This is a genomic window from Streptomyces aurantiacus JA 4570, from assembly GCF_000414115.1.
Lineage (GTDB): Bacteria > Actinomycetota > Actinomycetes > Streptomycetales > Streptomycetaceae > Streptomyces > Streptomyces aurantiacus_A.
The window spans coordinates 25,560-37,287 of record NZ_AOPZ01000075.1 but is presented as its reverse complement, the minus strand read 5'-3'; the positions used below and the strand labels follow the sequence as shown (position 1 = coordinate 37,287).

9 protein-coding genes are annotated in these 11,728 nt (G+C 71.3%); 4 read left to right on the top strand and 5 right to left on the bottom strand.

Annotation, left to right across the window (positions count from 1 at the left end; genetic code table 11):
* The first annotated feature begins 58 nt into the window (after positions 1-58).
* Together recD2 and STRAU_RS10665 are read left to right on the top strand one after the other, a co-directional pair.
* Entirely contained in the window at positions 59-2,308 is a 2,250-nt protein-coding gene (recD2, locus tag STRAU_RS10670; protein WP_037658583.1) for an SF1B family DNA helicase RecD2, read from the top strand.
* 228 nt (positions 2,309-2,536) lie between these two features.
* Entirely contained in the window at positions 2,537-3,835 is a 1,299-nt protein-coding gene (locus tag STRAU_RS10665; protein ID WP_037658581.1) for a citrate synthase, read from the top strand.
* A 564-nt stretch (positions 3,836-4,399) separates the two neighbouring features.
* Here the strand turns inward: STRAU_RS10665 and STRAU_RS10660 are convergent.
* The 5 genes from STRAU_RS10660 to STRAU_RS10640 all read right to left on the bottom strand — a co-directional run bounded on the left by STRAU_RS10660 (position 4,400) and on the right by STRAU_RS10640 (position 9,704).
* Entirely contained in the window at positions 4,400-6,664 is a 2,265-nt protein-coding gene (locus STRAU_RS10660) for a heavy metal translocating P-type ATPase (protein WP_016640294.1), read from the bottom strand.
* 99 nt (positions 6,665-6,763) lie between these two features.
* Positions 6,764-7,009: a heavy-metal-associated domain-containing protein gene (locus STRAU_RS10655; RefSeq protein ID WP_016640293.1), complete on the bottom strand. Its 246-nt coding sequence runs from the start codon at positions 7,007-7,009 to the stop codon at positions 6,764-6,766.
* Positions 7,010-7,169: 160 nt separating this feature from the next.
* Complete coding sequence (locus STRAU_RS10650; protein WP_016640292.1) at positions 7,170-7,370, bottom strand: hypothetical protein; 201 nt, start codon at positions 7,368-7,370, stop codon at positions 7,170-7,172.
* Between the two features lie 278 nt (positions 7,371-7,648).
* Complete coding sequence (locus STRAU_RS10645) at positions 7,649-8,650, bottom strand: helix-turn-helix domain-containing protein (RefSeq protein WP_016640291.1); 1,002 nt, start codon at positions 8,648-8,650, stop codon at positions 7,649-7,651.
* Between the two features lie 154 nt (positions 8,651-8,804).
* On the bottom strand, positions 8,805-9,704 hold the full coding sequence (locus STRAU_RS10640) for a sugar phosphate isomerase/epimerase family protein (protein WP_016640290.1): 900 nt from the start codon (positions 9,702-9,704) through the stop codon (positions 8,805-8,807).
* 138 nt (positions 9,705-9,842) lie between these two features.
* On the opposite strand from STRAU_RS10640, the gene iolC reads away from it, so the two are divergent.
* The gene (gene iolC, locus STRAU_RS10635; protein ID WP_016640289.1) at positions 9,843-10,826 is read left to right on the top strand and encodes a 5-dehydro-2-deoxygluconokinase; all 984 of its coding nucleotides are present in this window, start codon (positions 9,843-9,845) and stop codon (positions 10,824-10,826) included.
* Between the two features lie 8 nt (positions 10,827-10,834).
* Positions 10,835-11,722: a Cgl0159 family (beta/alpha)8-fold protein gene (locus tag STRAU_RS10630; RefSeq protein WP_016640288.1), complete on the top strand. Its 888-nt coding sequence runs from the start codon at positions 10,835-10,837 to the stop codon at positions 11,720-11,722.
* Positions 11,723-11,728: the final 6 nt, after the last annotated feature.

The window sequence follows — 11,728 nt, the reverse complement described above, 5'->3', positions numbered from 1 at the left end:
CGATACAGCCCCGCGCCCCTAACGGGGCGCTGTCAGTGGGCGACGGTAGCGTCGGGCTATGTCAAGTGCCCCACAGCGGGGGAGCGTCCCCGCACCCCGTATGGCCGTCGTCGAGGGCGTCCTGGAGCGCATCACGTACGCCAACGAGGAGAACGGGTACACGGTCGCGCGGGTGGACACCGGACGCGGCGCCGGCGACCTGCTCACCGTCGTCGGCTCGCTGCTCGGCGCGCAGGTCGGCGAGTCCCTGCGGATGGAGGGCCGCTGGGGCTCCCACGCGCAGTACGGCAAGCAGTTCACCGTCGAGAACTACACGACGGTGCTCCCGGCCACGATCCAGGGCATCCGGCGCTATCTCGGCTCCGGCCTCATCAAGGGCATCGGCCCGGTGATGGCCGACCGCATCACGACGCACTTCGGCGTGGACACCCTCGACGTCATCGAGACCGAGCCCAAGCGCCTCATCGAGGTCCCCGGCCTCGGCCCGAAGCGCACGAAGAAGATCGCCGCCGCCTGGGAGGAGCAGAAGGCCATCAAGGAAGTGATGGTCTTCCTCCAGGGCGTCGGCGTCTCCACGTCCATCGCCGTGCGGATCTACAAGAAGTACGAGGACGCGTCGATCTCGATAGTGCGGAACCAGCCCTACCGCCTCGCGGCCGACGTCTGGGGCATCGGCTTCCTCACCGCCGACCGCATCGCCCAGTCCGTCGGCATCCCGCACGACAGCCCGGAGCGCGTCAAGGCCGGTCTGCAGTACGCCCTTTCGCAGTCCACCGACCAGGGCAACTGCTTCCTGCCCGAGGAGCGCCTGATCGCCGACGCGGTCAAGCTCCTCCAGGTCGACACGGGCCTGGTCATCGACTGCCTGGCCGAGCTGGCCGAGGACCCGGAAGGCGTGGTCCGTGAATCCGTCCCCGGTCCGGACGGCGGCGACGACGTCACGGCCGTCTATCTGATCCCCTTCCACCGCGCGGAACTCTCCCTGTCCGGACGCCTCCTGAGCCTGCTGCGGACACCCGAGGACCGGATGCCGGGCTTCCGGGACGTCGCCTGGGACAAGGCGCTCGGCTGGCTCAAGGGGCGCACGGGGGCCGAGCTCGCGCCCGAGCAGGAGGAGGCGGTCAAGCTCGCCCTGACCAGCAAGGTCGCCGTCCTCACCGGCGGGCCCGGCTGCGGAAAGTCCTTCACGGTGCGCTCGATCGTGGAGCTGGCTCGCGCCAAGAAGGCCAAGGTGCTGCTCGCCGCGCCCACGGGCCGCGCCGCCAAACGCCTCGCCGAACTCACCGGCGCCGAGGCGTCCACCGTCCACCGCCTCCTGGAGCTGAAGCCCGGCGGCGACGCGGCGTACGACAAGGACCGGCCCCTCGACGCCGACCTGGTGGTCGTCGACGAGGCGTCCATGCTCGACCTGCTCCTCGCCAACAAGCTGGTCAAGGCGGTGCCGCCGGGCGCCCACCTGCTCTTCGTGGGCGATGTGGACCAGCTGCCGAGCGTCGGCGCGGGCGAGGTGCTGCGTGACCTGCTCAGCGAGGACAGCCCGGTCCCCGCGGTCCGGCTGACCCGGGTCTTCCGCCAGGCACAGCAGTCCGGCGTGGTCACCAACGCCCACCGCATCAACTCCGGGCAGCCGCCCCTGACCCAGGGCCTGAGCGACTTCTTCCTCTTCGTCGAGGACGACACCGAGGAGGCGGGCCGCCTCACCGTCGACGTCGCCGCCCGCCGCCTGCCCGCGAAGTTCGGCCTGGACCCGCGCCGGGACGTGCAGGTCCTCGCCCCCATGCACCGGGGCCCGGCGGGCGCCGGTCACCTGAACGGCCTCCTCCAGCAGGCCGTCACCCCCGGCCGCCCCGACCTGCCCGAGAAGCGCTTCGGCGGCCGCGTCTTCCGCGTCGGCGACAAGGTCACCCAGATCCGCAACAACTACGAGAAGGGCGCCAACGGCGTCTTCAACGGCACGGTCGGCGTGGTCACCGCCCTGGACGCCGACGAGCAGCGCCTGACCGTCCGCACCGACGAGGACGAGGACGTCGGGTACGACTTCGACGAACTCGACGAACTGGCCCACGCCTATGCCGTGACAATCCACCGCTCACAGGGAAGTGAGTACCCAGCGGTGGTGATCCCGGTCACCACCGGCGCCTGGATGATGCTGCAGCGGAATCTGCTCTACACGGCCGTGACACGCGCGAAGAAACTGGTCGTGCTCGTCGGTTCGCGCAAGGCTCTGGGACAGGCGGTGCGTACGGTCTCCGCGGGCCGGCGCTGCACGGCCCTGGACCACCGGCTCGCCGGTCGCCGCGGCGGCTGACGGCGGCCGTCAACGCGACGCCGACCGCTGATCGATCAAACGAGTCGGAAAGGTCACACAGCACTTTCGCAACTGGGGCGAAGGGGGCAGGATGAGCAGGTTGGCGGCACTGAGTGCCGCCAATTGGCCCAATGGTCGACCCCGAGTGCACTCTCCAGGGCCAAATGGGGGATGGTAGAGACAGTCAGGGCACCTCGAAGAAGAGGCACAACGTCGGTGAGGGATGACGTGAGCGAGAACGCTAACAAGGCTGTAGTACTGCGGTACGGCGATGGCGAGTACACCTACCCGGTGATCGAGTCCACTGTCGGCGACAAGGGCTTCGATATCGGCAAGCTCCGCGCCCAGACCGGTCTGGTGACCCTGGACAGCGGCTATGGGAACACCGCCGCTTATAAATCCGCCATCACCTACCTGGACGGCGAGCAGGGCATCCTGCGCTACCGCGGCTACCCGATCGAGCAGCTCGCGGAGCGCTCCACCTTCACCGAGGTGGCGTATCTGCTGATCAACGGTGAGCTGCCGAAGGTGGACGAGCTCGCCACCTTCAAGAACGAGATCACCCAGCACACCCTGCTGCACGAGGACGTCAAGCGGTTCTACGACGGCTTCCCGCGCGACGCGCACCCGATGGCGATGCTGTCGTCGGTGGTCAGCGCGCTGTCGACGTTCTACCAGGACAGCCACAACCCGTTCGACGAGAAGCAGCGTCACCTCTCGACGATCCGGCTGCTCGCCAAGCTTCCGACGATCGCGGCGTACGCGTACAAGAAGTCGGTCGGCCACCCGGTGGTCTACCCGCGCAACGACCTCGGCTACGTCGAGAACTTCCTGCGCATGACGTTCTCGGTGCCCGCCGCCGAGTACGACCTGGACCCGGTCGTCGTCTCCGCGCTCGACAAGCTGCTCATCCTGCACGCGGACCACGAGCAGAACTGTTCGACGTCCACGGTGCGCCTGGTCGGCTCGTCGCAGGCCAACATGTTCGCCTCGATCTCGGCGGGCATCTCGGCCCTCTGGGGTCCGCTGCACGGCGGCGCCAACCAGTCGGTCCTGGAGATGCTCGAGGGCATCCAGGCGACCGGTGGCGACGTCGACACCTTCATCCGCAAGGTGAAGAACAAGGAAGACGGCGTGAAGCTCATGGGCTTCGGGCACCGCGTCTACAAGAACTTCGACCCCCGGGCGAAGATCATCAAGGCGGCGGCGCACGATGTCCTCTCGGCGCTCGGCAAGTCCGACGAGCTGCTCGACATCGCGCTGAAGCTGGAGGAGCACGCGCTCGCCGACGACTACTTCGTCGAGCGCAAGCTGTACCCCAACGTGGACTTCTACACCGGTCTGATCTACCGGGCGATGGGCTTCCCGACCGAGATGTTCACGGTCCTGTTCGCCCTGGGCCGCCTTCCGGGCTGGATCGCCCAGTGGCACGAAATGATCAAGGAGCCGGGTTCGCGCATCGGCCGCCCCCGCCAGATCTACACCGGCGAGGTCATCCGCGACTTCGTCCCCGTCGAGTCCCGGTGAGGCAGCCCGCCTAGGGGCGCGGGGAACTGCGCGACCAGCCACAACAAAGCCGCAGAAGCGTCTGCTCGGTAACTCGGCAGATGCGTCTGCGGCTTTTCGCGCGCTGAGCGCGCAGTTCCCCGCGCCCCTTCCCCGCGCCCCTTACGGGGCGCCATCCTCCGCGTATGAAAAACGCCCCGCCGTCGATCCCCCCACGGGTCGACGGTCGGGGCGTTTTCCTGTGCCCCGGTGCGGATTCCCCCCACGGGATCCGGCCGGGAGTCTGTGGTTGCGGTCTGCCGGGACGCGTACGAGATCGGGAGGGCCGCTCAAAGCTCCCCGGTGCACGTGCCCCGGCCAACGCATTCCCGGGACATCCCCCAAGATGTCCCCCGACATCCGATGGGTCCCCCAAGACCCCTCTGATGTCGCCCTCTTAGACTCACGAGCCCCCTCGATGGTTACGTTGTGATCGTTGTGATCTACGTCTCTTGCAGATGCCATCGAACAAGCACAAGAGGGTCCTTATGCGGATTTCTCCCTCGAGGTGAGAGTCCCGCGAAGACAGTGTGAAGGATCGCGGGGCTATGTGAAAGACCGCAAGCGGAGGCTGTTGGTGACGACGAACACGGAAGAGAAGGCCATGGCCGCTCCGGCGATCATCGGGTTGAGCAGTCCGGCCGCCGCGAGCGGCAGCGCGGCGACGTTGTAGCCGAAGGCCCAGCAGAGGTTGCCCTTGATGGTGGTGAGGGTCCGGCGGGCGAGCCGGATCGCGTCGGCGGCGACCCGCAAGTCCCCCCGGACGAGGGTGAGATCGCCCGCCTCGATCGCGGCGTCCGTGCCCGTGCCCATGGCGAGCCCCAGGTCGGCCGTCGCGAGGGCGGCCGCGTCGTTCACGCCGTCCCCCACCATGGCCACGACCCGCCCCTCGTCCTGGAGGCGGCGCACCACGTCGGCCTTGTCCTGCGGCAGCACCTCGGCGTACACGGCGTCGGACGCGATGCCGACGTCCCGTGCGACGGCCTCCGCGACGGCCTTGTTGTCGCCGGTCAACAACACTGGACACAGGCCGAGTTCACGCAGCCGGCGGACCGCCTCGGGGCTGGTGTCCTTGACCGTGTCGGCCACCGTGAGCAGCCCGCGCGCCGCGCCGTCCCAGGCGACGAGGACGGCGGTGCGGCCGGCCGCCTCGGCGCGCCGGTGTGCGGCGGCAAGGTCGTCGAGGCCGGTGACGCCCGCCTCCGCGAGCAGCCGGGTCCGCCCGGCGAGCACCACGTGTCCGTCCACCGTGCCGCGCACCCCGTGCCCGGGGACGTTCTCGAAGTCCCGCGGCACCGGCAGGGCGCCCGCGTCGAGACCGAGCCGCCGGGCCGCGCCCGCCGCCACCGCCCGCGCGACGGGATGCTCGGACGCGTGCTCCAGGGCGCCCGCGAGCCGCAGCAGCTCCTTCTCGCCGGCGCCGTCGACCGCGTACACGTCCTGAAGGGCCATGCGTCCCGTCGTCACGGTGCCGGTCTTGTCGAGGACGACCGTGTCGACGCGGCGGGTGGACTCCAGGACCTCCGGGCCCTTGATGAGGATGCCGAGCTGGGCGCCCCGGCCGGTGCCGACGAGCAGGGCGGTGGGCGTGGCGAGGCCGAGCGCGCACGGGCAGGCGATGATCAGTACGGCGACGGCGGCCGTGAACGCCGCGGCGGAGCCGACGCCGTTGCCCAGCCAGAAGCCGAGCGTGGCCACGGCGAGCGCGATGACGACCGGTACGAACACGGCGGCGACGCGGTCGGCGAGGCGCTGCACCTCCGCCTTGCCGCTCTGCGCGTCCTCGACGAGCCGGGCCATCCGGGCGAGCTGGGTGTCGGCGCCGACGCGGGTCGCCTCGACGACCAGGCGGCCGCCCGCGTTCACGGTCGCGCCGGTCACCGCGTCGCCCACGGTGACGTCGGCGGGCACGGACTCGCCGGTCAGCATGGAGACGTCGACGGCGGACGTGCCCTCGACGACCCTGCCGTCGGTGCCGACCGTCTCCCCGGGGCGCACCACGAAGCGGTCCCCGACGGCGAGGCGCCCGACCGGAACCCGGACCTCCGTGCCGTCCGGGCCGAGCACGGACACGTCCTTGGCGCCCAGTACGAGCAGCGCCCGCAGCGCCGCGCCCGCCTTCCGCTTGGAGCGGGCCTCCAGATAGCGGCCGAGCAGGATGAACATGACGACGCCCGCGGCCACTTCGAGGTAGAGCGCCGACGAGCTGTCGCCGCGCGCGATCGTGAACTCGAAGCCGTGCCGCATGCCCGGCTCGCCCGCCGTGCCGAGGAACAGCGCCCACACCGACCAGCCGAAGGCGGCGAGCGTGCCGAGGGAGACGAGGGTGTCCATGGTCGCCGCGCCGTGCCGGGCGTTGAGGGCCGCCGCCCGGTGGAACGGCAGCCCGCCCCAGACGACGACGGGCGCGGCCAGTGTCAGGGACAGCCACTGCCAGTACTCGAACTGCAGCGACGGCACCATCGCGAGCACGACGACGGGCAGCGCGAGGGCGGCGGAGACGAGCAGCCGCTGCAGCAGCCGGTCGGCCTCGGTGAGGTCGGTGGTCACGGGCCGCGCGGCGGCGTCCTCGCCCGGCTCCGGGTCCGGCGGGGGCGGGACGATCTCGTGCGCCGAGTAGCCGAGTCTCTCGACCGTGGCGACGAGTCGGCCGACCTCGACCCCGTCCGCGTACGCCACCTTGGCCTTCTCCGTGGCGAGGTTGACCGACGCGGTCACGCCCTCGATCCGGTTCAGCTTCTTCTCGATGCGGGCCGAGCAGGAGGCACAGGTCATTCCGCCGATGGCGAGTTCGACCTCGGAGGTGTTCATGACGGTTCTTTCGGCGCGGCGGAGGCGGGGGAAAGGCGTCGGGCCCCGCGGCCGTGGTGGCGTGCCGCGGGGCCCGGAGGGAGGGTGCGGGGGCGGCGGTCAGGCCGTGCCGACGAGCTCGTAGCCGGCCTCGTCGACGGCGGCGCGGACCGCCTCCTCGTCGAGGGGGGCCTCGGAGACCACGGTCACCTTGCCGGTGGCGGCCTCGGCCTTGACCGAGCTGACGCCCGCCAGCTCGCCGATCTCGCCGGCCACGGCGCCCTCGCAGTGGCCGCACGTCATGCCCGTCACGGCGAACACGGTGGTGACGGAGCCGGTCTGCGAGGTCTGGGCGTTGGCGGTCATGTCGTTCTCCTCAGTGAAAGGTGTGGGCGCGTGGGACGTCGGCGCACGCGCGGGGTTCCGGATGGCTCCTGATGGCTCCAGGGAACCCCGACGTGCTCCACACTATACCCCTAGGGGGTACCAATCCAAGAGGGGGCGGAAGGTGCGGCCCGGACTCGTGTCAGCCGTCCTTGCGAGCGCGGTTGCCGGGGCGGGAGGCGACCCAGGCGCGAATGGTGTCCGCGTACCAGAAGGGCTTGCCGCTCTCGACGTGGTCGGGGTCGGGCAGTAGTCCGTGTTTGCGGTAGGAGCGCACGGTGTCGGGCTGCACCCGGATGTGCGCGGCGATGTCCTTGTACGACCAGAGCCTGCGGTCGGTCATCAGTGGCTCCTCCCTGCGCGCGCCCAGGGCGGCCGGAACGGCCGACGGGGGAGCTGGGCGCGGCAATGGCGATCACTCGGCCTTGTGCCCCGTGAACGACACAGAGTGACCGGCGGGGGGCGTCTGTCGACTGGCTGTGACGCAAGTCCCGCGTACGCGGGACATGTGTGACAGGAAAGGTGTGTTTGTGACGGAAGTGCCGCTTGCAAAGCGCGCGGTGCCGTGGCGTGTCCGGGGCGCGTGATGACGCGGTGTGGTATCGAGGCGGGTGTCTGCCGTCAACGCCGCCGCGCGGCCTTGGAGAAGACCGCGCCGTGGCCGGGTGTTCCGGGCGCGAGGACGAGGCTCGTCTGCTCGCCCGCGAGCCGCTCGGCGGACGGCGGGCCGCTGCGGGCCGGGAGCGGAGTGCCGCTCGCGTGCGCGAACTGACGCGGCGTACAGCCCGTCATCGCCTTGAACTCGCCGCTGAGATGCGCCTGGTCGTAGAAGCCGCAGAGCGCCGCCGTCTCCGCCTGGGAGCGGCCCGCGGCGAGCAGCCGGCGGGCGCGCTGCAGGCGCAGGATCCGGCCCGCGGCCTTCGGGCCGAGGCCGATCTGCTCGCGGAAGCGGTTCTCCAACTGCCGTACGCTCCAGCCGACCTCGTCCGCGATCCGGGCCACCGGCGCGCTGCCCCGGGTGCGCACCAGCTCCTCCCAGGCCCGCACGGTCCGCGGCGAGCACGGCGGCCCGGCCTTCGACCAGCGGGTGAGCACCTCGTCCAGGAGCGCGAAGCGCTCGCTCCACCGGGGCAGCGCGCCGAGCGCCGCCGCGAGCTCGCCGACGCGCTCCCGGCGGCCCCGCCCGGGCCGGACGCCGAGCGCGTCCGGGTCCAGGGCGCGTTCGGCCAGCTCGTGCTGTTCCGTGCCGAGGAGGGTGAACGAGGCCCACGGCGTGAGCAGCACCTCGATGCCCGCGAGGCGCCCGTCGTGCTCGCCGAGCACCGGCCGCGTGGTGAGCCCGGAGACCACCGACACCAGCGAAACCGGCGGCCGCGCGGAGCCCGCGAGGCCCCGGATGCGGAGCCGCTCGCCGAAGCCGAGCATCAACGTGACGGCGCCGATGGGGACTTCGAGCCGGCGCCGGGGCACGCCGAGGGCCAGCCGGAAGCCGCGGTAACTGATCACGCCGGGCCGCAGCCGCGGGTGCGGGCGGGCGAGCGCGACCTCCCAGAGGCCGTCAGGACCGTGCAGGGAGCGCACCGAGGTGCGCGTACGTGCCTCGTGCCAGCGGCTCGCGTCCATGCGGCCCCCCGCCCCTCGTCGGCCCGGCGTCATCCGTCGTACGACAAGCTTGCCCCGTAAGGGGCGCGGGGCTGCATCGATTTGCGGCTCCGCCGCGGGGCGCGACCAGCCCCCACCGTCCCGCAGGGCAATCACCGCCCATCCAGCGAAGCGCTTACGCTCCGCAGGAGCGCAGGAACGACCGAGTCCGGCGGGCGATGGGCAGCGGCCTGTCCGGCTCGCACGGATACATGTCCTGCTCGACGATGGCGAACAGGTCGACGTCCAGCCGCTGCGCGGCCTCAAGGACCGGGCCGAGGGCGGGCACCCCCGTGGGCGGCTCACACATCACGCCGCGCGCGACGGCGGGCCCGAACGGCATGTCCTGCGCGCGGACTTCGGCGAGCACGGCCGGGTCGACCTGCTTGAGGTGCAGATAGCCGAGGCGTTCGCCGTATGTCTCGATGAGCTTGACGCTGTCGCCGCCGCAGTACGCGTAGTGGCCGGTGTCCAGGCAGAGCGAGACCAGGTCGGGGTCGGTCGCGTCGAGGAAGCGGGTGACGTTCTCCTCGGTGTCGATGTGGGTGTCGGCGTGCGGGTGGACGACGATGGTGAGGCCGTAGCGCTCGCGCACCTCGCGGCCCAGGCGTTCGGTCTGGGTGGTGAGATGGCGCCACTGCTCCGGGGTGAGCGTGGCGTCCTCCAGGACCTCACCCGTCTTGTCGTCGCGCCAGAAGGACGGGATGACGACGAGGTGGCGCGCGCCCATCGCCTGGGTGAGGGCGGCGATGGCGGACACGTGCTCCCACGTCCTGTCCCAGACGTCCGGGCCGTGGTGCAGTCCGGTGAAGACCGTGCCGGCGGAGACCTTCAGGCCGCGGCGGTCCGTCTCGGCGGTCAGCAGGGCCGGGTCGGACGGCAGATAGCCGTACGGCCCGAGCTCGATCCAGTCGTATCCGGACGCGGCGACTTCGTCGAGGAAACGGCTCCAGGGGACCTGCTGGGGGTCCTCGGGAAACCACACGCCCCACGAGTCGGGGGCCGAACCGATCCGGATGCGGGACAGCGTCGTCATGGCCGCAAGCCTCGTCGTCCGCCGAGAACAGTGTCAAGGACTAGTCCGAATGTCAGGACAAAATGTTGACAGGGTTCCCGGGGCGGGATTAGACCTGGGGGAGGCGCGACAGGCTGCCTCCAGGAAGGGATGTGCAGGGTGACCGATCCGTACACGGATTCGTACGACACGTACGAGCCGTACGACGTCATCACGATGGGCCGGATCGGAGTGGACCTCTACCCCCTGCAGACCGGGGTGCCGCTCTCGAAGGTCACGACGTTCGGGAAGTTCCTCGGCGGCTCGGCCACGAACGTGGCGGTCGCGGCGGCGCGGCTCGGGCGGCGCGTGGGCGTTGTCACGCGGACAGGACAGGATCCCTTCGGTACGTATCTGCGCGAGCAGCTGCGGGAGTTCGGGGTGGACGACCGGTGGGTCGGCGAGGTCGCCGGTCTTCCGACGCCCGTGACGTTCTGCGAGGTGTTCCCGCCCGACGACTTCCCGCTCTACTTCTACCGGCAGCCGAAGGCGCCCGATCTGGAGCTGGCGGCGGCCGAGCTGGACCTCGACGCGATCGCCGAGGCCCGGATCTTCTGGATGACGGGGACCGGGCTGTGCGCCGAGCCCAGCCGGACGGCGACCATCGCCGCGCTCGGCGCGCGGTCCGGCGGGATCACGGTGTTCGACCTGGACTGGCGGCCCATGTTTTGGGCCGAGCCGGAGGAGGCGCGGCCGCATTACGCCGCCGCGCTGCGGCACGCGACCGTCGCCGTGGGCAATGTGGACGAGGTGGAGATCGCCACCGGGGTGCGGGAGCCTCGGGCGGCCGCGGGGGCCCTGCTGGCGGCGGGTGTTGAGCTCGCCGTGGTCAAGCAGGGGCCCAAGGGAGTGCTCGCCATGAACCAGGCCGGTGAGGTCGTGGAGGTGCCGCCGCTCCCCGTGACCGTGCTGAACGGGCTCGGGGCCGGGGACGCGTTCGGCGGTGCGCTGTGCCATGGGCTGCTCGCGGGGTGGGAGTTGGAGCGGGTGATCCGGTACGCCAACGCGGCGGGAGCGATTGTCGCCTCTCGGCTGGAGTGTTCTTCCGCGATGCCGTACGCGTCCGAGGTGGACGCCGCGTTGGCTGCGGGGGCGGTCCTGTGACGTCCACAGTGGATGTGGCCGAGCTCGTTCGTACCCGCGTCCAGCACCCCGAAGCCATCGCCGAAGCCGCCGCCCGGCGCAGGCGGCGGGAGCTGGTCGGGCCCTCCGGGCGGCTGATGGTGATCGCGGCCGATCATCCGGCCCGGGGTGCCCTCGGGGTCGGCAAGGACCCCTTGGCCATGGCCGACCGCGCCGACCTGCTGACGCGGCTGTGCCTCGCGCTGTCGCGCCCCGGCGTGGACGGCGTCCTCGCCACCGCCGACATCCTCGACGACCTGCTGCTGCTCGGCGCCCTGGAGGGCAAGGTCGTCATGGGATCCATGAACCGCGGCGGCCTCGCGGGCGCCGCGTTCGAGCTGGACGACCGGTTCACCGGCTACCGCCCCGAGGACCTGCACCGCCTCGGCTTCGACGCGGGCAAGCTGCTGCTGCGCGTCGACTACGACGACCCGGGTTCCCTGACCACCCTGGAGGCCACCGCGCGGGCCGTCGACGCCATGGCCGAGCGCGGACTCCCCGTATTCGTCGAGCCGTTCCTGAGCCACAGGCAGGACGGCGTGCTGCGCAACGACCTGAGCGCCGAGGCCGTCACCCGGTCCATCGCCATCGCCTCCGGACTCGGCGGCACCTCCGCGTACACCTGGCTGAAGGTCCCCGTCACCGAGAACCCCGACGACATGGCCCGCGTCATGGAGACGTCGACGCTGCCCGCCGTGCTGCTCGGCGGCGACCTCGACGCGGACGCCGACGGCAAGGGCGCGGACGCGGCGTACGAGAAGTGGCGCGGCGCCCTGCGCCTGCCCACCGTGCAGGGCCTGGTCGCCGGGCGCACGCTGCTGTATCCGGCGGACGGCGACGTGGCGGGCGCCGTCGACACGGCGGTCAGCCTGCTGTAGCCGTGT

Coding starts and splice junctions, on each gene's coding strand:
- STRAU_RS10655 (WP_016640293.1), bottom strand. CDS start 7,009: ATGACCGCCAACGCCCAGACCTCGCAGACCGGCTCCGTCACCACCGTG.
- STRAU_RS10640 (WP_016640290.1), bottom strand. CDS start 9,704: ATGACGACGCTGTCCCGCATCCGGATCGGTTCGGCCCCCGACTCGTGG.
- recD2 (WP_037658583.1), top strand. CDS start 59: ATGTCAAGTGCCCCACAGCGGGGGAGCGTCCCCGCACCCCGTATGGCC.
- STRAU_RS10660 (WP_016640294.1), bottom strand. CDS start 6,664: ATGAACACCTCCGAGGTCGAACTCGCCATCGGCGGAATGACCTGTGCC.
- STRAU_RS10645 (WP_016640291.1), bottom strand. CDS start 8,650: ATGGACGCGAGCCGCTGGCACGAGGCACGTACGCGCACCTCGGTGCGC.
- STRAU_RS10650 (WP_016640292.1), bottom strand. CDS start 7,370: ATGACCGACCGCAGGCTCTGGTCGTACAAGGACATCGCCGCGCACATC.